The organism is Vibrio ishigakensis, assembly GCF_024347675.1.
Taxonomy (GTDB): domain Bacteria; phylum Pseudomonadota; class Gammaproteobacteria; order Enterobacterales; family Vibrionaceae; genus Vibrio; species Vibrio ishigakensis.
In genome coordinates, this window is the sequence record NZ_AP024882.1 from 972,961 (window position 1) to 996,982 (window position 24,022).

The following is a 24,022-nucleotide window of genomic DNA, read 5'->3' on the forward strand; positions in this document are numbered from 1 at the left end:
TCATGAAAAGAGCTTCAAGGTTTGCGGTTGCCTCAAACTGGCAACTGCTACTGACAGATATGAAAATAGATGTGGAGAGCGTGTTCAAGCACGCTAACCTTCCTGCCGATACCTTTGTACGAAAAGGGGCAAGCCTGACGGTCGAGCAATATTTTCATTTTTGGCTGGCTATGGAAAAGGTGGCAGGGGATAGAGACCTGCCGTTGTTGTTGGCAGAGTACTTGTCGGTGGAGTCGTTCGATCCTCCTATCTTTGCCTGTATCTGCAGTGATAATCTGAATATCGCCCTCGAACGTCTGAGATACTATAAACCCTTGATTGGTCCTCTGGTGTTAGACATCACCAAGAAGCCTGACTCTACCCATATGGTGATCAGCTGTTATGGAATATCTCGTGAGCTTCCTATCTACCTAAATCTCACTGAACTAGTGTTCTTTACCCAGTTATCTCGGCTAGCTACCAGACATAGAGTGGAGCCGCTTCGGGTTGGTCTGCCTGAGCTTCCAGAGAATATAGAAAAATATGAGGGGTACTTTGGTTGCCGACTTGAGAAGAGCGAACACACCTTTATTGAGTTCAGCTCGCATGATGCCAATAGGCCATTTTTGACCGGAAACTCGGCCATGTGGGAGTTCTTTGAGGCAAAGCTTAATCGTAAGCTAGCAGACCTTGACCAAGATGCTTCTACCACAGATAGAGTGCGCTCAGTGCTGTTAGAACAGCTACCCAGCGGAGACAGTTCGGTGGAAACAGTGGCATCGAAAATGGCAATGAGCAAACGCACATTACAAAGAAAGCTCACTGCCGAGGCAGAGAGCTTTAAGTCGGTATTGCAGAGTGTCAGAAGTGATCTAGCGGATCACTATCTTAGGAAGTCACAGATGTCGCTAGCTGAGATCTCTTTCCTGCTTGGCTTTCACGAGGTGAACTCCTTTATCCGCGCCTATAGTGGTTGGAAGGGCATTTCACCAGGGCAGTTCAGAGAAAGCCATTAACCTTTTAGACTCGTTGGCACGCCACTTAAGAAAGATTGAAATGACTCGCCTTCAACCTTAGAAAGCACCTTTCTTAGGTCTTGGATTACCTGATCCTCAGACCAATCCACTCGAATATCGATAGGTGCCTTATTTGGGTACTCGATTCTGAGCGAGGCTGAGTAGGTGCCACGCTTGTCACCACCTGAACTCAGCGCCGCTTCAAGGGCGTCGATAAGGCTGTGAGGCAAGGTATCTTCATAGCCTTCAACAAAGCTTGGCTGTTCACCATTCTCAATTACCTCATCGGCATTGTCTGTGGTGGCTTTTACAAAGTGGTTATAGAAGGCGCTTAGCACTTCGGGAGTGGCAAGCATGTTCCCTGCAACCCCAACCTGCTTTCCGGCTATATGGCCGATATAATCAATGTTATCCGTACCATTTAGGCAAGCTACTTCACCTTTAGCGTCCACAACCATGCATTGTCTTTGTGCGTGATTGCTGTCCTCGGCTTTGATCTTCTGAATGATCTGGGAAGCGCTCAAACCCTCACGTAGCTTCTGCTTAGCAAACTCCGCATACCAAGGGTTAGTGTAAAGCCCTTGTGTGGCGCAAGCTCCGAGGTTGCGCCAGCTATGGTTAACATAGCCACCAACGCTAGGTCCGCCAGTGGCGGTGATGGAGGCCGAAACGCCTGTATCCGGGTTGTAGTGAACTAAAGAGATTGTCATAAAGATTCATTAGGGCACCGAAGTGCCCATTAATATTAGGTTAACAGACCTTATTTAGTAACCGATCATCTGACCGATGAAGAGTGCAACCCAGCAAAGTGCGTACACAAATAGCATGAATGGCAGGATAGCTTTTAGCCAGCGCTCATAAGAAACACCGCCAAGAGCTAGCATTGCTAGAGTACCACCAGAGGTTGGTACGATTAGGTTAGTAAGGCCATCACCCACTTGGAATGCGGTGATCATTAGCTGACGGCTCATACCGGTTAGATCCGCAACTGGGATCAGGATAGGCATGGTCACCATAGCTTGGCCCGAACCACCTGGGATGAATAGGTTGATCACGCCCTGAACAACACTGGTTACGATTGCAGATAGAGCAACTGGCATGCCTTGTATTAGCGAGCTAAGGCCATGAACTATAGTATCGATGATCTGCGCTTGGTCTAGGATAACCTGAATCGAAGCCGCCACACCGATGACCAATGCACCAGCGGTTACGCCAGAGGCACCTTCCATCATCTGTTTAACAATACCGTTCGCATCAAGGCCGTTGAGCGCGCCTATGATGATAGCCATCAACAGGAACAGACCTGCGATTTCGTTGATGTACCAGCCGTTAGCAAACACGCCATACAGCATTACGCCAAGACCAATAACAAATGCCGCTAGGGTCATCTTGTTTCGTTTGGTCATGGTGTATTCAGAAAGCTCTTTCTGCAGGCTGTCACCCGCAATGGCTTCGTCGTCCATCTTAGCCACACGTGTGCAGATGTAGTAAGACAGCAGAGCAAGAGATGCCAATACCAGCGCGGTACGCAGGCCAGCACCTGAGAAGATAGGTAGCTCGGCAATACCTTGAGCTACACCTACTGTGTAAGGGTTGATTGGCGATAGCGCGAAGCCGATACCAATACCACCTACAGCCATAGTGGTACCCACTAGGCGAGAGTAACCCACAGCCGCTGAGATAAGTACCGCTACAGGCACTAGGGCGATGTTGTTCTCAAAACCAACCGCAACACCGAAGAAACCATAGATAAAGGTACCCACAGTGATGATGAGGTTACGGTTATGCACACCCACCTTGTTTACCGCGACACCGATTGCGTTTTCAAGCGCGCCAGAGCGTTGCAGGATGTGGAACAGGCCACCTGCGATGAATACGATGAACAGGTAAGGCGCTGCACTGATCAGGCCTTTAGGGATAGCCACGAAGATATCGAATACGTGTACAGGGGCTACTGCTTCGATATAGTGGAAAGAGTCAGCGACTACTGTGGTTTTACCGTCAACCACAACGCGGTCAAAGGTACCCGCTGGTACTAGATAGGTCAGTAGAAAGGTCGCAACCAAGATACCGAAGATCAATACCATAGGGTCTGGCATCGCTCGATACCAAGGTTTAGAGACTACGTCTGTCGTTTGTTTGGTCATATCCATGCCCAATTTTCTCCGTTGTGTTTGTATTAGGTCAGAAAAAAGCATCAAGATAAACGGCTATCTCAATGCTTTTGTCTTGTGTTTTTGATTAGAGAGTAGTGATAAAGCTCTCTAGTACTTCCAGAGCGACGCGAATGTCTTCGCATTTTATTGCCTCGTCTGGGTGGTGACTTACGCCGCCTTTGCAGCGCATGAACAGCATTGCGATGTCGGTCAGTTGCGCCATAGCTAGGCCGTCGTGGCCAGCGCCACTAAACAACACCTTGCCTGGCATATTGCGAGACTCAACAGCCGCCTTAAGCTGAGCCGTCAGGCCTTCTGAACAGATCACCGCTTTTTGTTCGTAGGTTTGTTCACAGTCTGCTTTTAGGTTTAGCTCTGCCATCGCTTGCTCGATCTCAGCGAACAGCTTTTGACGAGCTTGAATGCGTTTTTCATCGTTTGGTGAGCGAAGCTCGATAGTGATATCCGTTTGCTGAGGAATCACGTTTACACCATTCGGGAAGTTGCTGATCTTACCTACAACGCCCACTAGGTCTTTATCGCTCTTACAAATGCTATCTAGGATAGAGATGATGCGTGCTGCCCCTACCAGTGCGTCCTGACGAGATTCCATAGGCACAGTGCCAGCGTGACCGGCCTTACCCATTACAGATACTGTGTGACGTTCGATACCAGTGATAGCCGATACTACACCCACCGCTAACTCTTCTTGCTCAAGAACAGGGCCTTGCTCGATATGTACCTCAACAAAGCCAAGTACGTTTTCACGCTTGTAAGCATCTTTTGCAATCAGTTCTGGCTTACAGCCAAACTCGCTCAGCGCCTGATAAAGGGTCACGCCATCTCTGTCTTTGCTGTCTAGCATGGCCGCATCAAAGGTGCCTGCCAGAGCTTTTGAACCTAGAAGTGTTGACTGAAAGCGTGTGCCTTCTTCGTCGCTAAACGCCACTACATCGATATTAAATGGCAGCTCAACGCGATGACGGTTTAGGTAGTGCACTAGAGCGATAGGAAGAACTACGCCCAAGATACCATCGTATTTACCGCCGTTTGGCACTGTGTCTTGGTGTGAACCTAGGATAAGGGTTTTAGCATTAGGGTTGGCGCTAGCGTAACGACCGATAAGGTTACCAGCGTTATCCATTCTCACGTCCATGCCGCTGTCGTACATATAAGAAGATAAAAGACTGTTAGCACGACGGTGTTCTGGCGTGGCGCAAAGACGAGTTACACCTTGTGAATTTGGCTCTTGGGTTTCAGAACAGTTAGCCAGTTCTTCTAGCCAGTGCCATGTCAGATTTGCTGCGTTTGCGATCGTCAAAACGGATTCCTTGTATTAAACTCAGTGCATAATTAATCATGATTAATTATTAATAAATACCTATTTATCATGATAAATGCAATCATTGATTAAAAATACGGCTCTCTGAAAAGGGTGGTATTATGGATTTTCATAGGGTAGTAACGGATGCTAACCCCTTATCAAATATCGATTTTTTGGAATAGAAGATTACAAAATTGACCACTAAGCAAAAACAGACCGAACGCGTAGCGCTTGCAATTAAAGACTGGATAATGCAGGAGGATTTAGAGCCAGGAGATCGCCTTCCCGGAGAAGCTGAGATCATGGAAACATGGGAGGCATCTAAGAGCACGGTGCGTGAAGCCATGCGCATACTCGAGGCTCAGGGGCTTATTAAGACTAAGAGTGGGCCAAAAGGCGGCACCTTTGTCAGAGAAGTGCCCGAGTCCAAAGTCAATGTCATATTAAGTAACTATCTGTTTTTTAAAGATGTTTCTATTCGAGATTTGTATCAGTTGCGCATCGCTCTGGAGCCGCAGATCGCCGAAGATCTGGCAGGTAAACTCAACAGTCAGCAGCTTAACGAGTTAGCTCTGCAGGTGGATAAGTACACCCAACCACCTTCTGATGTTCTAGAAGAGCGTCAACATCATATTGAAGCACTGGAATTTCATCGAATGTTGGCAGAATTTTCAGGCAATGAACTGCTGAAGATGGTGGTACGTTTTACTGCGCAGATGCTCTCTGATTTAACCGTGTATAGAAAACTGTATGAGCCGCGTAACTACAAACTCTGGCGAACAGGAATAGAGAGTCAGATGGCACTTATTGATGCCCTGCGTGAAGGTGATGGCGCTAAGGCGCGCCAGATCATGACGGAGCACATGCAGGCGGCTATGGCCTTTATGGAATCTCAAGAAGCGGAGATGAGCCGACGCTTCATGAAGGGTTAATGCCACATAACTAAAACAGCAGCTACGCCGACGAGCAACAATGCAAAGATATCCTTTTTAGGGATGGCTTGTTTTAGATAGAAGAAGGAGATCAGCATGGTAAAGAAGATCTCCACCTGCCCAAGAGTTTTAACATAAGGCACAGCCTGCAGCGACATTGCGCTGAACCAACCAAACGAGCCAATAAAGCTGGCGATACTGGTCATGACCACAAGCTTAGGATTGGCAAACATCTGCTTGAGCGTGTCTCTATCTCTGATTGCAAGATAGGTGGTCAGCATAATGGTTTGCATCAGGATGACGATAAACAGCACCCATGCAGCTCGATGCGGGAAAGGCAGAGAAAGGCTAAGGCTCGCCTCACGAATCCACAATGAGGTAAGGGCAAAAGCGGTGCTACACGCTAGACCAATCAACGCCGTTTTTCCCGAGATGCTCCGAACCCCTTGAGGGCAACTCAGTAGCATCACCGCGACACCACCAATTAAGACACCCACCCAACCCAGCAGGGTCAAACTGGTACCAAAAAAGAGAACCCCGAGAAATGCCGACACTGGCGCCTCTGATTTTGCTAACCCTGCTCCAATGGCAAAGTTCTTCTGTTTAAACAGCACCACCATGAGCGCAGTGGCGATGATCTGCATGATGGATGCGGCAATCAAGAAAAACCAAGAATGACTGGTAAAGGTTGGCATATCTGCCGGCTGCCATTGATATAGGCCGATGAGATAGATAAGGGCGAGCGGGCTAGCCCAAAGGAAGCGAGCTAGGGTCACACCGCTAACATTTAAGGTTTTACTGAGCTGGCTTTGAAAGGCATTGCGCCACGACTGACTAAAGGCGGCGATAAAGGTAAAGACTATCCAACCCATCTAACATCCTGTTGATTAAGCATTTTTTACGAGCTGACCATCTTAAGGGAAATTCCGACAAAACATAAGCTCGAGAGTGTTTGAAATAATTATTTGCATAAAAATACAAAGCGACACTCTATGTCTCTTATCTGGTTAATATTGCTTCACATAAAGACTACAAAAACAACGTCAGTATCGTCAGAGGCTCAGGGTCTATTGACCTTTTGAGTTCGCTTTTGTAGCGAATTGTTGGGCTTTTATACAAGGCAGGCATTTTTAGGTGTAGTGGGTCTACATGAAAAATGTCTAACGCGGTAGAAATGCCCAACAAGCGCTACCCGAAGGGCTCGGCCAGAAACGATTTACTCATTGTTGAGCCCCTTTTGCTTAGATGACTAGGCTACAAGGTACTCGCCGCGATTAAATCGTTTCTGACTCGAGCAAAATTCAAACGCAAAAGGTTAATAGACCCTATTATGTCAGTAACACAACTAAAAGTAGAACTTCCCACTCAGCAGTCGAGCAACTTTGGCTTCCTGCAGAACCAACTCAATGAGCTGTATATCCAAGCCACACAGGCAGAAAAGTATGCCTCTCTAGACAGTCAGTCTAGCTTGGCAAAGATGCGCCTCTTCGTAGAACTCGCTTGCCATGAACTAGGTAAGCATTTTGATTTGCGCCCGCCGGTATCGGGCGAACTTGCAGAGAAGATAAAGCAGTTAGAGGCATCGGGTCATATCGAGCCTTGGGTGATCGAATCTATGGATCGCCTGCGCCGTTATGGTAATCAGTCTGTACACATCTGTCAGAGCTTTGGTCACTTCGTGGCTCAGTTCAAGATGTCTGCAGACCGTGTTGAAGACTTACTACGTGACCTGCACGATATCGCTAAATACTTGGCCGATAAACTGCTTAATATGCCTACTCACACCCTGCCAGAGTGGGCGCCAAACGCGTCGCTAGAACTAACAGAAACCATTAGCCTAGCCCTGTCTGGAGACGCCAACGCAAGCTACAGCATTGCCAAGCACTTTGTGCAAAAGCTTAGCGAGCAAGAGTTTGCCGATAAAGACCAGCGCGCATCTTGGCAGATGGATGTGAATTATTGGTCAGATAAAGCGATTAAGCAGGGGTGCACACAGACTTATCTTCTTAAAGCGCAAAGCTATGCCGATAAGGTGCTGACGGGTGCGAGCAAAGATGAGATCAAGGCTCTATTTAAACAGGCAACTCTGCACGATCAAGAGGGTGAGGCGCTGGTTAAGTTTGGTGAGTATTTGGTGAAGGTAGGCGAGAAGCGCTTAGCGCTAGAGCGTTTTACTCAAGCAGCAGAAAAGGCAAACCACAAGGCAATCTCCTATCTTCAGTCTGTGTCTTACAAGACAGATAAAGAGATCTATCTTGAGCTGGTGGCAACTGGCATTGAAGCGGGTCACCCATGCTCATACACGCTAGATGCGTTTGAGAAAATTAAGCGTGTTGAACAGAACCCGGAAGATGAATTAGCACTCAAGTCTTTGCGTAGCGCACTTATCATGGCTGATGCGAAGAAAGCGCCACATATTGCTTTTTTCCAGGCTTACGCCTCATTCATTTCCGAGAAGGCGTTGAACAAGACACTAACCGCAGAGCAGCGTGCTCAGATGATGGTGGATGAGTTTGATGATATGCCTGCCGAGCTTGATATCCACTATCGTATGTTCAACGTACTGGCTGAGAGTGAACAGCATTTGGATACCATGAACAAACTGTTCGACCGTGCTATCCAGCAGACGGATGATGTGAGCGAGCACGCACGAATCAAGTCGGTACTGGCTATCCGCGCTGTTGAGATGCTCAAGCAAAAAGAGTTAGTGAAAACGCCAATGCCGATCACCAAGATGCTAGAGGAAGCGGCAAACGATGGTGATGCTAATGCACGTAGCTTTATTAACTCAGCGGAAGGTAAGGCGATCATGAAGCGCAGCGCTTACGGTGTATCAGGTCGTATTGGTCGTAAGGCGGGTGCTGAGAAGGCTAAGGATAAGAAGAAGCGTAAAGCAGCGAAGAAGGCGCGCCGTCGTTGATTGGGTTTTGTTTAGTAAGGTTCTTCGTGGAGATACCGGATAGCCTCCATGAGGCTTCCGGTATGACGGTGTTTTTCTGAGGTTAAATGACCTTTCTCTCGCCGGACCCCGAGAGTCGTCATCCCGGAATGCCGGCCCAGCGAAAAATGCAACGCATTTATCCGGATTGCCGGCCCAGCGGGATCTTCTTACCGAACATACTCAAACAAAAGATCCCGGATAACTACTCTCGTAGTTTCCGGGATGACGTATTTACCAGTTATTGAGGCTAGTGCTCAGCTCATCTTAAAACATAAAGTTGTAAAGGAAGCCTGCACCAATCGCCATGCTTAGGATTACTGATACAAAAGCCACAATCATAGGCGTTTTGAACAGAGACTTAAGCAGGATAACCTCAGTAAGACTCGCACCAGCACTACCGATGATCAGTGCCATTACTGAACCTAGTGCCATACCTTTCTTAACCAAAGCAGCACTTAGTGGGATAACTGCTTCAGCTCGGATGTATAGAGGAATACCGATAACAGCCGCTACTGGGATTGCATACCATTTGCCTTCACCTGCGTACTTCGCAATTAGGTCAGTCGGGATAAAGCCATAGATGAAAGAACCAATCACGATACCGAGTAGTAGGTAAGGCAGTACTTGTTTAAAGTCTTTCCAAGTTGAGTGCCAGATGCGTACCCAGCGGCTTGGTTCTACTGTTGTCGCAGCCAGTGTGCCATCACATTGAGTGGTTACCTTCACTTCAGGCTCGCTGCCACAGCAGCTGGTTTCTACTACAGGTTCTGGTTTTGCAGTGCAGCAGCTAGTGGTCGCTGGAGCTGGCTCTTTGGTACCACAGCTTGAAGCCTTCGAAGAGCTCGAACCACAGCCAGAGCTTTGTACTGCTTCATAAGCCTCTGCTTTTACGTAGCGCTCAAAGCCAAGTTTCTCCAATAGATAACCCGCCACAACAGACACTGTCATCGCTATCATAAAGTAGAACACAGCGACTTTAAGGCTGAAGGTCACCACAAATAGACCAATGATCACTGGGTTTAGCAGTGGGCTTGCAAATAGGAACACCATCATAGGACCGAAGCCTGCACGAGCACGTAGCAAACCTTTCAGGAAAGGAATGGTAGAGCACGAACAAAATGGGGTGATAGAGCCTAATAGTGCCGCCACAACATAACCTTTGCCGTTTTTCGAGCTCAGGATCGACTGGATCTTCGCTGGAGTAATAAACTCTTGAAGTACGCCAACCAGGTAGCTGATGGCTAAAAATAGTACGGTTAATTCGGCTGCCAAGAACAGGAACATGTTTCCTGCTTCTTTAAACATGGTTACAAATTCTGGGTTCATAATCTTAATCTCTATATTTCTAGAATGTTGGAATTATAGATCCGAAAGAGATGATCGCAAGCTTTTATTTCGATAAACATGGAAATAACTTTAAGAAAGAAATTAAACCCTTGAATTTGTTGGGTTTAGCACTCGTCTAAACAGCACTCTTTTTGTAGGAAATCGATAACCGTTTGCAGGTTTTCGTACTGAGCGACACAGAAAAGGGTACGACCCTCGCGACGCTGCTCGATAAGATTAGCCGAAGTAAGGTTAGAAATGTGGTGGGAAAGGGTAGAGCCTGGAATGTCTAGTTTCTGTTGTATATCACCCACAGGAGTACCTTTATGGCCAGCGCGAACCACTAATTGATAGATGCACAGACGAGTTGGGTGACCGAGCTCTTTGAGTGCTTTTGCGACTTGTTCTAATTGCATACTTTTCTCCTGTTTCATTTCTATATTAGTGGAAACAAGAACTGAGTAAAACGCTTACCTGTACTACATGCAAAATGTGCATGATCTACATCACATTATTTCATTTGTCTCATGTATCCCCCCTCTATACTATTCGTGCCCTTAATTTATTAGACAGTTTGAACATGTTCTCACATTCGTTATTTGCTGAGCTTAGTCGCTGGGCTATCGCGCTCGTACTCTGTTTAGTCGCTTTGCATCATTGTCAGCCTCTATTAGATGCGTTTTCAGAGCATGCAATGGCCGCTGGATGCCATAGCCAAGAGCAATCAGAGATGCACATGCATCACCACCATCATAATCACTAGGATAAACAATGAGCATTTTTAGATTTCCGCCACTGGTGTGGCTAGGAATTGGCATACTGATCGTCAGTCTGGGTATTCGTCAGTCTTTCGGTATCTTTATGATGCCAGTGAGTGATTATTTCGATACTGGGCGCGAATTCTTTAGCTTGGCTATCGCACTGCAAAACCTGCTATTTGGCATGTTTCAGCCGTTTATCGGTATGGCTGCTGACAAATGGGGCTCTAAGCGCATTATCATGCTGGGCGCAGGGGCATACGCACTAGGCTTGCTACTTACTTCTATTACAACTTCTCATGTAGTGGTCTATTTCTCTCTTGGCGCTTTAGTTGGCCTTGGTCTAAGTGCCACTAGCTATGTGATCATCCTAGGTGCGGTAGCGAAAGTGGTTCCTGCTCAGCATGCAGCTAAGGCGTTTGGTTTGACTACGGCCGCAGGCTCATTTGGTATGTTTGCTATGATCCCAGGCGCTCAGACGCTTCTGGCTAACATGGGCTGGCAAGGAGCATTGCAGACGTTTGCTCTTCTTTGTTCGCTAATGATTGCTTTTGCGGTGTTCATGAAGAGCAACAAGAAATCGCATGTTCAATCTAATGCGATGACACAAGAAGATGAGCAAACCCTGAAGCAAGCTTTGGGCGAGGCATTTAGAAATAAGTCTTACTGGTTTATTCACGCGGGCTTCTTTGTGTGTGGTTTCCACGTGATGTTTATTGCCACACACCTGCCGAGTTACCTAGCGGATAAGAACCTGCCAGCGTCGAGTGCGGCTATGGCACTCGCTTACGTGGGTATCTTCAACATCTTTGGTTCGTATTTCTGGGGCATGATGGCAGATCGCTTTGATAAGCGTCATGTGTCGTTTGTGTTGTATCTGCTGCGTGCGGCAGTAATTGCAGGTTTCGTTGCCCTGCCGATCACTAATTTCAGCGCGACTATTTTTGGTGCGGCTATCGGCTTTGTTTGGCTGGGTACTGTGCCTCTGACATCAGGACTGGTGCGCCAAATCTTTGGCGCAAGATACCTATCAACCCTATATGGCTTGGTATTCTTTAGCCACCAGATCGGTAGCTTCCTAGGAGCTTGGGCAGGCGGTCGCATCTACGACTACTACGGCAGTTATGAGCCTATCTGGTGGTCAACGGTAGTACTGGCACTACTTGCTGCGGTAATCCACCTGCCAATTAACGCTAAGCCGGTTGAGCGTTTAGCGGTGCAGAACTAGAGCTTCCAATCCAGAATGGTCCACCCGTGCGCTTTGGCTTCAGTCTTAAGCTGGGCGCATGGGTTTACTGCGAACGCCGAATCGGCGCGAACGCACATTGGCTTGTCATTGATAGAATCTGAGTAGAAGTCCACCTTGTGCTGATTAAAATCAGGATTTTGCCCTAGCCACTGTTCAAACTTATCCACCTTGCCTTCTCTAAAGGTAGGAATGCCCACCATAGCAGGGCGCATAAAGCCATTCTCCTCAGCAAGCTCGATACCGAAAGCGATATCAAAACCAAGGGCTTTTGCTACTACTTGAACCAGATAATCAACGGTTGCAGAGATGAGCACGCGAGGCTCGCCTTTTCCATCGATCTCTTGCAGCAGCGCTTTCGCTTCGGGATAGAAGATAGGCATGATGCGCTCTTTTACAAAGTGCTCTGCCAGTGATTCTAAGTCGGTCTTAGAGATGTTGAGCAGAGGCTCGATAGCAAACTCTAGATACTCGTTCATATCTTGGGTGCCAGCGGCGTAAAGCTCCATTTGGCGAGCATCTTCTTGCAGAAATTCTGGGTCAGCGATGATCCCTTTTTCTACTAGGTATTCGTTCCACAGTACCGCGCTATCGCCGGCGATCAGGGTTTCATCAAGGTCAAAAACATGGATAGATGGGGTCATTCATTTACTTCCAAGGATTACTATTTATCTGCGGATATTTAACTATGTTCATGGATAAAAAATCCCGTCCAACTTCACAGTTCAGACGGGAATTTTGTATATTCAGCTATCAGCTATCAGCTATCAGCTATCAGCTATCAGCTATCAGCTATCAGCTATCAGCTATGGGCGCTCACCGTTTTGTAGGCGACGCTCGATATCTGCCACAACCTCTGGCATATCTGCGATGGTATCGATCAGATAGTGAGGTTTGCTTTTCTCAAGTTTGATACGTGCTTTTTCGCGCGCTGCACTCAGTGTTGCCTCGTCTGCGTCTAGGTATTCTTGAAGAGTTAGACCAGCTTCATTGCCCGAAAGCAGTAGGCCTACAGTCCACATGCCTGCGTTATGGCCTTCATCGATACCTGGCGCCGCATCGTCAACCTTGATACAGGTGCGAACGTCGGTAACACCTAGCTCAATGACGTTTTTAAGCGCCATGAACGGGGCAGGTCGACCACCTTGAGCAAGGTCATCGGTCGCAACCACATAGTCAGGGTTGTAGCCGTAATCTTTTGCCGCGTCTACCAGCACGTCCATCACTTGGCGAGGATAGCCAGAGCAAGAACCGATCTTGATGCCTTTCTCTTTTAGGCTGTTCACTACGTCCAGTGCATGTGGAATTGGTGCTGCATGGTCGGCAACCTTGGCTTTTTGCAATGGCATAAAGGTTTGGTAAATGCTGTCGATATCTTCGGTGGTCATCTCACGGCCAAAGCGCTCTACCCAACGAGCTTTGACTGATGGGATCTTACCTACCGCTCGGATATGGTCCCATTTACCAAGGCCCATAGGCTCACGAGCTTCATCTAGGCTTAGGTCAAAGTCGAACTCTTGTTTGAATGCCTCAACAAAGATGCTGGTTGGAGCAAAAGAGCCAAAATCGACAATGGTGCCAGCCCAATCAAAGATAACCGCTTGGATCTCTGAGCGAACAGGAGTTGAGTTAGACATAGTTGAAATCCTTACATACTTTCGCGATTGCGTTTTCAAAAATATTCAGAGCCGTGGTTAATTCTTCACGACTGATAATAAGCGGAGGGCTTAGTTGAGCGACATTGCCTTGAGAGACCTTGAAGCTCAGCCCGTCGTTTAAACATTGATAAAGCACGGCTTCCGCTTCGTCGAAAGCGCGCTCTTTGGTGATGTGGTTAGTAACCAGTTCAACACCCCATAGCAGACCAATGCCGCGAACATCACCGATAACCGGATAGGCTTGTTTCATGCGCTCAAGCTCGTTGCGCACGAACTCACTGTCCTCGCGCACCTTTTGCAGTAGGTTCTCTTGCTCTATGGTCTGCATGGTTGCAAGTGCTGCAGCGCAGCCAATAGGGCTTTTCTCGTGGGTATAATGACCCAGAGAAACCTGTGCTGCCGTGTTGTATTTGTCTTTGGTGACCATGGCTGCGATTGGCACTACGCCACCGCCGAAGCCTTTACCGATACATAGAATGTCAGGTTCAATATCAAAGGCTTGATAGGTAAACCATTCGCCACTGCGGCCCATGCCATTCGGGATATCATCGATGATCAGCATGACGTTGTGTTTGTCACAGATCTCACGAACACGCTTCCAGTAAGCCTTGCTTGGCACTTGAACATCGGTATTGCGCACGCCTTCAGCGATAAAGGCACCTATGCCACCCTCTTTCTCGATCACGTACTCAAGATAATCGGCGTAGTGAACGTCATTGCCATCTTGTGACGGCAGCGCACCGCGATACGAAACCGCTGGTGGAATACGTTCGACACCAGCCATCAAAGGGCCCATGCCTTCACGGAAACAGGCTTCACCACCTACCGAGATGGCATCTAGTGAGGCACCGTGGAAAGAGTCCCAAAGAGAAACGACTTTGAAGTTTTTGGATACATGGCGAGCAAGCTTTAGAGCCATACCCACAACCGAGGTTCCGCCTGGTGCAAACAGCACTCGATTAAGCTCTCCACCACAGATATCGGTGAGCTTTTCAGCACAAGCGATCGCGGTTTCATTGGTGAAACGGCGTGGTGAGAACGGCAACTGCGCCAGTTGTTTGCTGATTGCATTTAGTACCGCAGGGTGGCCGTAGCCAAGCTGGTGTACGTTGTTACCATGAAAGTCCATATAGCGCTTGCCGTGCGTATCCTGAATATAGATACCCTCAGCGGCTTCCAAAGAGTCGAGACACGGGGTCGACATGGCCTGATGGAGAAACACGTCCGAGTCACGTTTTAGTAGTGCTTGTGTCTCTTCATGTTCAAGGGATTCGTTCCACTTAATACGAGCAGGGGTGGTGTTTACATCGCCTTCGCTACGAAAGTGCGTCGGCTTTACTTCTGCTTGCTTGGTCATTTCAGCCTGGCTCATTATTTGATTTCCCAATACATAGCGGTCTCAACTGCACCAATCAGGCGCTCGATATCGCTTGGATAAACCTCACCAATGTTGCCGATGCGGAAACAATCTGCGTTAGACACCTTACCCGGATAGATCACAAAGCCTTGTTCTTTTAAGCGGTCATAGAATGCTTTGAATTGATAGTCGCTGTGTGATGGCGAGTAGAAAGAGGTGATGATAGGGGAGTGCAACTCATCGCCTAAAAGGGTCTCGAATCCTAGCTTGCGCATACCCTGTACCAAAGTGCGCTGGTTCTCGGTGTAGCGAGCTTCTCGAGCCTCAACGCCACCCTCTTGCTCAAGCTCTATAAGAGCCTGATAGAAGGCACGAACCGTGTGGGTTGGAGAGGTGAAACGCCATTTACCGTGGTTCTTCTCCATGCACTGCCATTGGTCATAGAGATCAAGACTCAACGAGCGCGCCTGACCTTTGCATTTTTCAAGCTCTGTCTGCTTAGCAATGACAAAGCCAAAACCAGGTACGCCCTGAATGCATTTGTTTGCTGAGCTGATCATGAAGTCTACGCCAAGCTCTGCGACATCCATTTTAATGCCACCGAAGCTAGACATAGCGTCGAGGATAACCACCTTGTTATAGCGTTTAGCTAAAGCCGTTACCTGCTCAATTGGGTTTAGCATGCCGGTTGTGGTCTCACAGTGAACCACGGCAACATGAGTAATGGTCTCATCTTCAGCCAGTGCCGCTTCTACAGCTTCTAGAGAAGGGCGAGCGGTTTCGCCTGGTGCGATTACTGTGCATGCAATGTTTAAGTAGTCAGCAATCTGAGCGATGCGAGCACCATAAGCACCGTTATCTACTACCAGTAGTTTGCCATCTTTGGCAATCGCACTACCGATTGTTGCTTCTACTGAAGCAGTGCCACTGCCTTGCATCAACACGCTTGTATAGCCTGCTTGACTGGTTGCTAGTGCAACTAACTTAGAGCGAATTACTTCAACAATCTCTTTGTTGTAGTCGTCATCCCATGTACACCAGTCTTTAAGCATCGCTTGGCGAACGGTTTCTGATGTTGAAAGAGGGCCTGGTGTTAGCAAAAGGTATTCGTTTTTCATCTCAATTCTCAATTGTGGACTATACCAAATTTCGAAGAGACTTTAGCAGGACTGTTTTTGTCTCGTAAATAGCCAACTCGTCATTTAATAAAAGTTTCACATTGGTGATTTTGAGGTAGATGTGCGCAAAAATAATCCATAAAACTGCAATTTTACGTTCATTTATTCGTAATATTCAGATTCTAATCTTTGTCTCGTCATCTGGTACAGACCACTATTTTGGAGAGAAAGGAAGATGAAAAACCGTTTTGTTAAAAGTTCTTTAGCTGCACTAGTAGCTACGTTTGCCACTAACGCATTTGCAGCTACAGAAGTTACGGTTTACACCGCTTTTGAAACTGACATCCTGGCTAAGTACAAAAACGCATTCGAGCAAGCGAACCCAGACGTAAAAATTAAATGGGTACGTGACTCTACAGGCATCATGACCGCTAAGCTTCTAGCTGAGAAAAACAACCCTCAAGCAGAAGTAGTATGGGGCCTAGCAGGTTCTTCTATGGCGCTTCTTAAAGAAGAAGGCATCCTTAAGCCTTATACCCCAGAAGGCCTTGAAAACTTAAACGCATCACTAAACGATCCACAAAGCTCTCAGGCTTGGTACGGTAACGACGCTTTCTTTAACGCAGTGTGCTTCAACGAAGCGGTTGCGAAACAACTTGACCTACCTAAGCCAACTTCTTGGGAAGACCTAACTAACCCTGTTTACCAAGGCCACATTGCAATGCCGAACCCAGCTTCTTCGGGTACGGGTTACATGCAGGTATCGGCTTGGCTACAAAACATGGGTGAAGACAAGGGCTGGGACTACATGGCTGACCTTCACAAGAACATCGCTCACTACACCCATTCTGGCTCTAAGCCATGTGTACAAGCAGGCATGGGTGAGGTTGCTATCGGTATTTCTATGGCAAGCCGCGGCGCTAAGCTAAAGACTCAAGGCGCTCCTTTAGCAGTTATTACGCCAGAAGGTATTGGTTGGGAGTCTGAAGCTGTTGGCCTAGTTAAGCAATCTGAAGCTGCTCAGCGTGTTGTTGACTGGTCTATCTCTAAAGAAGCGAATGAGCTGTACGTTGAGATGTATCCAGTAGTTGGTCACAAGGATATTGAAGCGACAGCAACTAACTTCCCTGACGTTCAAAAAAACATGGCAAACATGGACTTTGCACGCATGGGTAGCGAGCGTGCAGACGTTCTTAAAGCTTGGTCTGACAAATTCGATGGTAAATCAGAAGCTAAATAAGCTCTGAGCCGACTAAATTTTCAAAGCCTGCCTTTATGGCAGGCTTTTTTATAGGAAAAATTCAATGCAAGACATCAGTAGAGAGCAGGGCGACATCAATCTTTCTGAGCGCAGAAAAGACTATCAACAACAAGCACTTAGCCAGCAAGCCACAGACCTTATTCAAAGAGACAAAAACGCGTTTTTGCATCAGAGTTTAAGTACTCCGGTTATGCAGGCGATAGCAAAGTCTGATGGCGCCTATATCTATGACTTTGAGGGCAACAAGTACCTAGATTGTCACGGTAATGGGGTGCATGCTGCGGGCTTTAACAACGACTATGTGTGCGAAAAAGTGGTCGAGGCGCTACGTGATAAGAACACCTTTACCTCTCGCCGTTACACCAACACCAATATTGTAGCCCTAGCGGAAAAATTGATTGAGGTGACACCGAAAGAGTTGGATCGCGTATCTTTCTGCCCAGGTGGTTCTGAGGCTATAGAGTTGGCGGTTTCTTTGGCTAAGTCTTACACCAAGAAGTGGAAAACCATCTCATTTTGGGATTCTTACCATGGCAACGGCTTTCAGTCCGCAAGCCTAGGTGGAGAGCGTCTGTTTAAGCAAGGTCTTGGCCCTATGGTGCCGGGCGCATTACATGTAGAATTCCCCAACTATCAGAATAATGCGTGGGGTTTTACTGACCCTAAGCGCGTGGATGATGAAATCTTGCGCCAGATGGAAATCCTATTTGAGAAAGAGGGTGACATCGCTTGTGTGGTAGGGGAGCCAATCAGTGCCACGCCAAATATGCCTACACAGTATTTCTGGCAAAAGGTGAAAGAGCTGTGCGATAGACATGGTGCTCTGCTTATCTTTGATGAAATCATCGAGGGCTTTGGGCGCACAGGTAAGATGTTTGCCAGTGAGCATTATGTAACACCGGATGTCTTGGTGTTAGGTAAATCTCTTGGCGGTGGCCTAATGCCGTTTGCTGGCATAGTGACTAAGGAAAAATTCAACGTTCTTGAGACGCAATCTATCGGTCACTACACCCACGAGAAGAACGGCCTATGCGGCGCTGCTGGTCTGGCAACTATCGAATATATTGAGCAGCATCAACTTGTCGAAAATTCACGCAAATTAGGTGAGTTTTTGATGAACGGATTCAAACAAATGCAACAAACTTATCCTATGGTCGGCATGGTTGACGGCATAGGTCTGCATATTGGTGTTGAGATCCTATCTAAATCAGGCTCTGGTGGGCGTGGGATAGACGAGGCTGAGCGCATCATGTACCGCTGTATGGAACGTGGATTGGCGTTTAAGTTGATAGAGAAGAGCGTAGTGACCTTGCGTCCATCGCTAGTTATCACACAGCAAGATGCGCAATTTATTCTGGATACCATACAAGAAGCGATTGAGCATGTGATGGCTGAGATGGAGTAGGGCTTAGTTCTACTCGAGACACTATTAGTCAAAACATTGTCATCCCGGAAGCCATACAAGGGCTATCCGGGATCTGTTGGAAGTGCAGTGTCTAGGAAGATCCCAGATTGCCGGCCAGCGGGATCTTCAGTAGCACTAGCCCTGTAAAGTAAATGTAAACCCACAACAGTAACCACACTGTCATCGATTCACTATATTACCTTAATCAATCTGTCACACTCTCAATTTATCTTTGGTATATACCATTTGGAGAGTGTTATGAATACCAACCAAACCTATCTAGAAATTAATAATGTAGTGAAGCAATTCGGTCAGTTCACTGCACTGCAAGATATCTCGCTATCTATCAACAAGGGCGAGTTTGTATGTTTCCTTGGTCCATCGGGCTGCGGTAAAACAACCCTACTGCGTGGCATTGCCGGTCTGGACCTTCCGACTTATGGTCAGATCAAGCAAGCAGACAAAGACATCACCTTCCTACCACCAGAGAAGCGTGACTTCGGCATCGTATTCCAGTCTTACGCGCTATTCCCTAACCTGACGGTTGCAGACAACATCGCGATTGGTCTGCGCAACCAGGGTGCATCCAAAGTAGAAGCGCAAGAAAAGGTAGAGCAGTGGCTTGAGACCATTGGGCTGCCTACATCAGGTAAGAAATTCCCAGCTCAGCTTTCCGGTGGTCAGCAGCAGCGCGTTGCATTGGCTCGTGCGTTGGCGCTTTCGCCAGGTTTGCTACTTCTAGATGAACCACTTTCAGCGTTGGATGCGAAAGTGCGTACTCACCTTCGTGAAGAGATCTGTCAGCTTCAACGTAAGCTTGGCATCACCACCATCATGGTTACCCATGACCAAGAAGAAGCCTTGTCTATGGCAGACCGTATCGTGGTGATGAACCACGGTGTGATAGAGCAAGTGGGCACTCCACAAGAGATCTATGAAAAGCCGGCAACTCGCTTTGTGGCAGAGTTCGTGGGCAGTATGAACTTCTTTGAAGCAACTAAGATCAGCGATACCCAGGTTCGTATCCATGATCATGTGATCAACGTAGAGAGCGACACCTTCTTTAGAAAAGAAGCCGTGGTTGAGGCCGGTGACGACTCGTTTGAATTGGCGCTTCGTCCTGAGAGTCTGTTCTTCACCGAGAGTGAGCTTAACTCACTGACCGTTAAGATCGAGATGTTGGAATTCCAAGGGGCATATGTTCGTGTAGATTGCCGCATCTATGGGCATCCTGAACTACCTCTGCTTGGTGTTGATGTGCCAGTACGTGAGGCACGCAAGCTTGAACTTAAACTGGATGAGATTCGTCATCTAAGCCTAGTGACTAAGCATATGCACGCATTTCCTCTGCCGAAAGTGGCTAAGTGTAAGGCTGCTTAATCATGAAGACCGACGTTATGAACAACAATCCATTGTCTGATAATGGCAAGATACCTACGGCAAATATCTGGACCTTTTGGACCAAGAAACTAAGCCGTGACAACCTCACTTTGGCAGGGATCTTAGCAGTTCTGTTTGTGTTCATGTGGCTGTTTATCATCATGCCAATGTGGGCTATGCTGACTAAGAGTGTGCAGAACTCGGACGGTGAGTTTGTAGGTCTAGAGAACTTCATTACCTATTTCTCTTCGCCTAGTCTGTGGCAGTCACTAACCAATACCCTAACCGTTGGGGTTTTGGTAACTGTGATTGTTGGTTTGCTAGCCTTTGGCTACGCCTTTGCTCTGACTCGCTCTTGCATGCCTTTCAAGACCGTATTTCAGGTGTTGGGTATGGCGCCAATCTTGGCTCCTTCTCTGCTACCCGCAATCAGCTTGATCTTCTTGTTCGGTAACCAAGGGGTTGCCAAAGAGTTGCTGGGCGGCGCGTCGGTTTATGGTCTGATTGGTATCACTATGGGCCTAGTGTTCTGGTGTTTTCCTCATGCTTTGATGATTCTGACCACCTCGCTTCGTACCTCAGATGCAAGATTGTATGAAGCGGCTCGAGCGCTGAAGACATCACCACTTAAAACCTTCTTTATGGTGACCCTACCAGCGGCGAAATATGGCCTTATCAGCACCCTTATCGTGGTCTTTACCCTAGTGGTATGTGACTTTGGTGTGCCTAAGGTAATCGGCGGTAGCTACAACGTATTGGCAACCGATATCTTTAAGCAAGTTGTGGGTCAGCAGAACTTCTCTATGGGTGCGGTAACCAGTATCCTGCTTCTGATGCCAGCACTGCTTGCTTTTGCGGTCGACCGTTGGGTTCAGAAAAAGCAGAAAAACTTGTTTGATACTCGTTCTGTCGCTTATGAGCCAAAACCCAACAAGATGCGTGACTCACTGTGTCTTGTCTACTGTGTAGTGATCAGCCTAGCGGTACTTACTGTTCTGGGTATGGCGGTGTACGGCTCACTAGTGACCTTCTGGCCTTGGAACAAGGCTCTGACCCTAAACAACTACAACTTTACCGAGCTAAGTACCTATGGTTGGAGTCCGTATTTTAACTCGCTAACCCTTGCAGGTTGGACAGCGCTGATTGGTACTGTGGTTATCTTTATTGGTGCTTATTGTATTGAAAAAGGCCGCGCGTTTGGTCCACTGCGTCAGGTTCTACAGATGCTTAGCGTAGTGCCTATGGCGGTACCGGGTATGGTGCTTGGCTTGGGCTATATCTTCTATTTCAATGACGTAAACAACCCACTTAACGTGCTTTATGGCACAATGGCCTTCTTGGTAGTGAATACCGTGGTGCACTACTACACAGTAGGCCATATGACAGCAACTACAGCGCTTAAGCAGATCCCTGCTGAGATTGAATCCACCGCAGCATCAGTGAAGCTACCTCAGTATAAGCTGTTCTTTAAGGTGACACTGCCTGTGTGTATGCCAGCGATTCTAGACATTGCCGCATACTTATTTATCAATGCGTTGACCACCACCTCTGCAGTAGTATTCTTGTACTCAACCAATACTATCCCGGCGTCTGTTTCAGTATTGAACATGGACGACACTGGCCAAACGGGGGCAGCAGCAGCGATGGCAGTGATGATCATGATCTCTGCGGCGACTGCTAAACTGGTACACATTGGTCTAGACAAGTTGCTTGGTAAACGCACCCAAGCATGGCGTAAACGCTAAATTTTTTAAGATTAAGGAACGTGAGTGCAGTACGTTAAAATCAAAGACGTTATTGTTGAGCAGATTGAATCGGGGCAGCTAGCCCCGAGACAGAAACTCCCTTCGGAACGTAAACTGGCTGAGTCATTTGATACCACTCGAGTCACCCTAAGAGAGGCGCTGTCTCTTCTAGAAGCAGAAGGGAAAATCTATCGAGAAGACCGCCGTGGTTGGTTTATCTCTCCAGCGCCGCTTCGCTATGATCCGACGCAGACGCTGAACTTTATCAACATGGCAAAGCTACAGAACCGAGTACCTAAAACAGAGTTGGTTCGAGCGCGAAGCATGTTGGCCACTAAGCAGGCTTCGGAGCTTTTGGACTTGCCACCGTTTTCAGATGTATTTCATGTTGAGCGCGTACGCTATTTGGAAGATCGCCCAGTGGTATATGTCACCAACTATATCCGCCCTGAAATGGTACCAACCTTGCTTGATTACGATCTGACCCAATCGCTTACCGACCTTTATCGAGAGCAGTTTGGTTTGGAGTATTGCCAGACTCGTTATCGTGTCAGTACCACTTCTCTTTTGGGAGAGATGGCGCAAGCGCTTCGAGCGACAGCGGGCAGTCCGGCTATGTTGGTTGAGCGTCTTAACTATGACCAAGACGGTAATCTTATCGATTGCGACTTGGAATATTGGCGACACGATGCCCTCAGCATAGAATCACTGGCGACCCTCAAGCGCTAGTCAGCTAATCCCTAAATAGGCTTCCACCGTCACTGATGTGGAGGCCTTTTTTACGCCTAAATTTCGGCGATTTGTTTAAATTAACAGCAAAATAGGTGCGTTATGAGTGAAAAATCTCATCCTTGTCATTGGATAGCCCAAGCAAAACAGATTGAAAACTGGGTCGAACCCACACCCTTGAATCAGGACATCGAAACCGACGTTTGTATCGTGGGCGGTGGTTATACCGGCTTGTGGACAGCCATCCTACTTAAACAAAAATCACCTCAATTAAGAGTCACGATTGTGGAGAAGCGTTTTTGCGGTTCTGGTGCGTCAGGTGTAAACGGTGGCTGTATGCTGACGTGGGCGACCAAGTATCCGTCTATGGTAAAGATGTTTGGCGAGAAACAGGCCAAGTTCTTGGTTGAAGAGTCTGAGCGTGTGGTGTTTGAGATAGAGGCATTTTGTAAAGAGCACGACATTGACGCGGGTCTGCGTAGAAACGGCACCTACTATACCGCGACCAATACTGCTCAATGCGGGTCGATGGCGCCAACGGTGGACAAGCTTGAAGAGCTTGGCATCAACAGCTGGCGTAAGACTGATGAGAAGGAGCTAAACGGCAATACGGGTTCAGCTAAACATATCGAGGGCTACTACTCAGGAGCAGCGGGCAGTGTACAACCAGCGCTGCTAGCTCGTGGCTTGCGCAAAGCAGCGCTTGAGCTGGGCGTTGAAATATTTGAAAACACAGAGATGACAGAGCTTAAATACGGCAAGCCAGCAACTGTCATCACAGCGCAGGGGAGTGTAAAAGCTGAACAAGTTGTCCTTGCTCTTAACGCCTGGATGGTAGATAAGTTTAAGGAGTTTAAGAACAGCATAGTGGTGGTTTCATCGGATATGGTGATCACCAAGCCGGTACCTGAGCTTTTGAAGAAATCTAAACTCGCTGAGGGCGTGACTGTGGTGGATTCTCGTATCTTCGTTCACTACTACCGAGATACGGTTGATGGTCGTGTGATGTTGGGTAAGGGAGGCAATCATTTCTCCTTCAAAAACCAGGTTGAACCTATGTTCAATCAACATACTAAGTATCTGCCCCTGCTGAAGAACTCTTTCGATAACCTTTTCCCGCATATAGGGCGCGAGCAGATCAGCACCAACTGGACTGGAGGCTCAGACCGTTCGACCACGGGCTTCCCATTCTTCGGCAATATTAAACAGCAAAACAATATTTTCTATGGCCTTGGCTATTCGGGTAACGGCGTAGCCCAAACCCGTATCGGCGGCAAAATCCTATCCTCTATGGTGCTTGGCGAAGACAGTGAATATGCAAGCTGCGCCTTAACCGGAGGGCCTCGCGGTCATTTCCCACGTGAGCCTATGCGCTGGCTCGGAGCTATGATGGTTCGTGATGCGGTACGCAGGAAAGAATCGGCAGAAGATAAAGAGAAAAAACCGTTCGTAATCGACAAACTCTTAGCCAAATTAGCTGGGCCTGCTGGCAAGGCAGATAAGGTGTAATTCTTACTCACGCTCATACAGTTAAATATAAGTTTGTAAAAAAGGAGACTGTATCAAGTCTCCTTTTTTTATACAGTCTACAGTCGGGGAGTGTCTATATATCAAGTATTTATGAGCATTAGCACTCATAGAAACCCAGTTGGTACTACACTTTTACATACCCTTAAATTGAGAGGTAAGGG

Annotated in this window: 20 protein-coding genes; 10 read left to right on the top strand and 10 right to left on the bottom strand. The window is 47.6% G+C overall.

From position 1 onward, the window contains the following. The first annotated feature begins 2 nt into the window (after positions 1-2). Positions 3-995: an AraC family transcriptional regulator gene (locus Pcarn_RS18310; RefSeq protein WP_261835762.1), complete on the top strand. Its 993-nt coding sequence runs from the start codon at positions 3-5 to the stop codon at positions 993-995. Here the strand turns inward: Pcarn_RS18310 and Pcarn_RS18315 are convergent. From Pcarn_RS18315 to Pcarn_RS18325, 3 genes are all read right to left on the bottom strand, one after another. Then, positions 992-1,705: a DUF1028 domain-containing protein gene (locus tag Pcarn_RS18315; RefSeq protein ID WP_261835763.1), complete on the bottom strand. Its 714-nt coding sequence runs from the start codon at positions 1,703-1,705 to the stop codon at positions 992-994. The two genes, Pcarn_RS18310 and Pcarn_RS18315, sit on opposite strands and share 4 nt — an antisense overlap. A gap of 54 nt (positions 1,706-1,759) precedes the next feature. Further along, the gene (locus tag Pcarn_RS18320) at positions 1,760-3,148 is read right to left on the bottom strand and encodes a YfcC family protein (protein ID WP_261835764.1); all 1,389 of its coding nucleotides are present in this window, start codon (positions 3,146-3,148) and stop codon (positions 1,760-1,762) included. Between the two features lie 88 nt (positions 3,149-3,236). Next, positions 3,237-4,472, bottom strand: a complete 1,236-nt coding sequence (locus tag Pcarn_RS18325) for an allantoate amidohydrolase (RefSeq protein WP_261835765.1) — start codon at positions 4,470-4,472, stop codon at positions 3,237-3,239. 254 nt (positions 4,473-4,726) lie between these two features. Here Pcarn_RS18325 and Pcarn_RS18330 point away from each other — a divergent pair, with 254 nt between their 5' ends. Further along, the gene (locus Pcarn_RS18330; protein WP_261837310.1) at positions 4,727-5,407 is read left to right on the top strand and encodes a FadR/GntR family transcriptional regulator; all 681 of its coding nucleotides are present in this window, start codon (positions 4,727-4,729) and stop codon (positions 5,405-5,407) included. Here the strand turns inward: Pcarn_RS18330 and Pcarn_RS18335 are convergent. After that, a complete protein-coding gene (locus tag Pcarn_RS18335) occupies positions 5,404-6,279 on the bottom strand; it encodes a DMT family transporter (RefSeq protein ID WP_261835766.1) in 876 nt (291 codons plus the stop codon). The two genes, Pcarn_RS18330 and Pcarn_RS18335, sit on opposite strands and share 4 nt — an antisense overlap. A gap of 458 nt (positions 6,280-6,737) precedes the next feature. Between Pcarn_RS18335 and Pcarn_RS18340 the strand changes: the two genes are divergently transcribed. Then, positions 6,738-8,327, top strand: coding sequence for a DUF4145 domain-containing protein (locus Pcarn_RS18340; RefSeq protein ID WP_261835767.1), 1,590 nt, complete (start codon positions 6,738-6,740; stop codon positions 8,325-8,327). Positions 8,328-8,612: 285 nt separating this feature from the next. Here the strand turns inward: Pcarn_RS18340 and Pcarn_RS18345 are convergent, their stop codons facing one another. Further along, positions 8,613-9,674: a permease gene (locus Pcarn_RS18345; RefSeq protein WP_261835768.1), complete on the bottom strand. Its 1,062-nt coding sequence runs from the start codon at positions 9,672-9,674 to the stop codon at positions 8,613-8,615. A gap of 125 nt (positions 9,675-9,799) precedes the next feature. Continuing rightward, on the bottom strand, positions 9,800-10,090 hold the full coding sequence (locus Pcarn_RS18350) for an ArsR/SmtB family transcription factor (RefSeq protein WP_261835769.1): 291 nt from the start codon (positions 10,088-10,090) through the stop codon (positions 9,800-9,802). A gap of 355 nt (positions 10,091-10,445) precedes the next feature. On the opposite strand from Pcarn_RS18350, the gene Pcarn_RS18355 reads away from it, so the two are divergent. Further along, positions 10,446-11,660 carry an MFS transporter gene (locus Pcarn_RS18355; protein WP_261835770.1) on the top strand — a complete coding sequence of 405 codons (1,215 nt, stop codon included), beginning with the start codon at positions 10,446-10,448 and terminating at the stop codon, positions 11,658-11,660. On the opposite strand, the gene Pcarn_RS18360 is transcribed toward Pcarn_RS18355, so the two are convergent. The 4 genes from Pcarn_RS18360 to phnW form a co-directional block, all read right to left on the bottom strand. Next, positions 11,657-12,322 (bottom strand): HAD family hydrolase, encoded by a 666-nt coding sequence (locus Pcarn_RS18360; protein WP_261835771.1) that lies wholly within the window; start codon positions 12,320-12,322, stop codon positions 11,657-11,659. The two genes, Pcarn_RS18355 and Pcarn_RS18360, sit on opposite strands and share 4 nt — an antisense overlap. Before the next feature lie 162 nt (positions 12,323-12,484). Beyond that, the gene (gene phnX / locus Pcarn_RS18365) at positions 12,485-13,315 is read right to left on the bottom strand and encodes a phosphonoacetaldehyde hydrolase (protein WP_261835772.1); all 831 of its coding nucleotides are present in this window, start codon (positions 13,313-13,315) and stop codon (positions 12,485-12,487) included. After that, positions 13,308-14,708, bottom strand: a complete 1,401-nt coding sequence (locus tag Pcarn_RS18370; RefSeq protein ID WP_390904494.1) for an aspartate aminotransferase family protein — start codon at positions 14,706-14,708, stop codon at positions 13,308-13,310. The genes phnX and Pcarn_RS18370 overlap by 8 nt, the downstream gene beginning before the upstream one ends. Then, entirely contained in the window at positions 14,708-15,811 is a 1,104-nt protein-coding gene (gene phnW / locus Pcarn_RS18375) for a 2-aminoethylphosphonate--pyruvate transaminase (RefSeq protein WP_261835773.1), read from the bottom strand. The genes Pcarn_RS18370 and phnW overlap by 1 nt, the downstream gene beginning before the upstream one ends. 235 nt (positions 15,812-16,046) lie before the next feature. Between phnW and Pcarn_RS18380 the strand changes: the two genes are divergently transcribed. The 6 genes from Pcarn_RS18380 (at position 16,047) to Pcarn_RS18405 (ending at position 23,840) form a co-directional block, all read left to right on the top strand. After that, entirely contained in the window at positions 16,047-17,051 is a 1,005-nt protein-coding gene (locus tag Pcarn_RS18380; protein ID WP_261835774.1) for a putative 2-aminoethylphosphonate ABC transporter substrate-binding protein, read from the top strand. A gap of 64 nt (positions 17,052-17,115) precedes the next feature. Beyond that, the gene (gene pbfA, locus Pcarn_RS18385) at positions 17,116-18,477 is read left to right on the top strand and encodes a (R)-1-hydroxy-2-aminoethylphosphonate ammonia-lyase (RefSeq protein WP_261835775.1); all 1,362 of its coding nucleotides are present in this window, start codon (positions 17,116-17,118) and stop codon (positions 18,475-18,477) included. Between the two features lie 258 nt (positions 18,478-18,735). Then, on the top strand, positions 18,736-19,857 hold the full coding sequence (locus Pcarn_RS18390) for a putative 2-aminoethylphosphonate ABC transporter ATP-binding protein (RefSeq protein ID WP_261835776.1): 1,122 nt from the start codon (positions 18,736-18,738) through the stop codon (positions 19,855-19,857). 32 nt (positions 19,858-19,889) lie between these two features. Then, a complete protein-coding gene (locus Pcarn_RS18395) occupies positions 19,890-21,602 on the top strand; it encodes a putative 2-aminoethylphosphonate ABC transporter permease subunit (RefSeq protein ID WP_390904511.1) in 1,713 nt (570 codons plus the stop codon). A gap of 24 nt (positions 21,603-21,626) precedes the next feature. Next, entirely contained in the window at positions 21,627-22,331 is a 705-nt protein-coding gene (phnR, locus tag Pcarn_RS18400) for a phosphonate utilization transcriptional regulator PhnR (RefSeq protein ID WP_261835778.1), read from the top strand. Positions 22,332-22,433: 102 nt separating this feature from the next. Next, positions 22,434-23,840 carry an FAD-dependent oxidoreductase gene (locus tag Pcarn_RS18405; protein ID WP_261835779.1) on the top strand — a complete coding sequence of 469 codons (1,407 nt, stop codon included), beginning with the start codon at positions 22,434-22,436 and terminating at the stop codon, positions 23,838-23,840. Positions 23,841-24,022: the final 182 nt, after the last annotated feature.

What these genes read in the sequence shown, in the direction of transcription:
- Pcarn_RS18310 (WP_261835762.1), top strand. Translation starts at nt 3, where the DNA reads ATGAAAAGAGCTTCAAGGTTTGCGGTTGCCTCAAACTGGCAACTGCTA.
- Pcarn_RS18315 (WP_261835763.1), bottom strand. Translation starts at nt 1,705, where the DNA reads ATGACAATCTCTTTAGTTCACTACAACCCGGATACAGGCGTTTCGGCC.
- Pcarn_RS18320 (WP_261835764.1), bottom strand. Translation starts at nt 3,148, where the DNA reads ATGGATATGACCAAACAAACGACAGACGTAGTCTCTAAACCTTGGTAT.
- Pcarn_RS18330 (WP_261837310.1), top strand. Translation starts at nt 4,727, where the DNA reads ATGCAGGAGGATTTAGAGCCAGGAGATCGCCTTCCCGGAGAAGCTGAG.
- Pcarn_RS18335 (WP_261835766.1), bottom strand. Translation starts at nt 6,279, where the DNA reads ATGGGTTGGATAGTCTTTACCTTTATCGCCGCCTTTAGTCAGTCGTGG.
- Pcarn_RS18340 (WP_261835767.1), top strand. Translation starts at nt 6,738, where the DNA reads ATGTCAGTAACACAACTAAAAGTAGAACTTCCCACTCAGCAGTCGAGC.
- Pcarn_RS18345 (WP_261835768.1), bottom strand. Translation starts at nt 9,674, where the DNA reads ATGAACCCAGAATTTGTAACCATGTTTAAAGAAGCAGGAAACATGTTC.
- Pcarn_RS18350 (WP_261835769.1), bottom strand. Translation starts at nt 10,090, where the DNA reads ATGCAATTAGAACAAGTCGCAAAAGCACTCAAAGAGCTCGGTCACCCA.
- Pcarn_RS18355 (WP_261835770.1), top strand. Translation starts at nt 10,446, where the DNA reads ATGAGCATTTTTAGATTTCCGCCACTGGTGTGGCTAGGAATTGGCATA.
- Pcarn_RS18360 (WP_261835771.1), bottom strand. Translation starts at nt 12,322, where the DNA reads ATGACCCCATCTATCCATGTTTTTGACCTTGATGAAACCCTGATCGCC.
- phnX (WP_261835772.1), bottom strand. Translation starts at nt 13,315, where the DNA reads ATGTCTAACTCAACTCCTGTTCGCTCAGAGATCCAAGCGGTTATCTTT.
- Pcarn_RS18370 (WP_390904494.1), bottom strand. Translation starts at nt 14,708, where the DNA reads ATGAGCCAGGCTGAAATGACCAAGCAAGCAGAAGTAAAGCCGACGCAC.
- phnW (WP_261835773.1), bottom strand. Translation starts at nt 15,811, where the DNA reads ATGAAAAACGAATACCTTTTGCTAACACCAGGCCCTCTTTCAACATCA.
- Pcarn_RS18380 (WP_261835774.1), top strand. Translation starts at nt 16,047, where the DNA reads ATGAAAAACCGTTTTGTTAAAAGTTCTTTAGCTGCACTAGTAGCTACG.
- pbfA (WP_261835775.1), top strand. Translation starts at nt 17,116, where the DNA reads ATGCAAGACATCAGTAGAGAGCAGGGCGACATCAATCTTTCTGAGCGC.
- Pcarn_RS18390 (WP_261835776.1), top strand. Translation starts at nt 18,736, where the DNA reads ATGAATACCAACCAAACCTATCTAGAAATTAATAATGTAGTGAAGCAA.
- Pcarn_RS18405 (WP_261835779.1), top strand. Translation starts at nt 22,434, where the DNA reads ATGAGTGAAAAATCTCATCCTTGTCATTGGATAGCCCAAGCAAAACAG.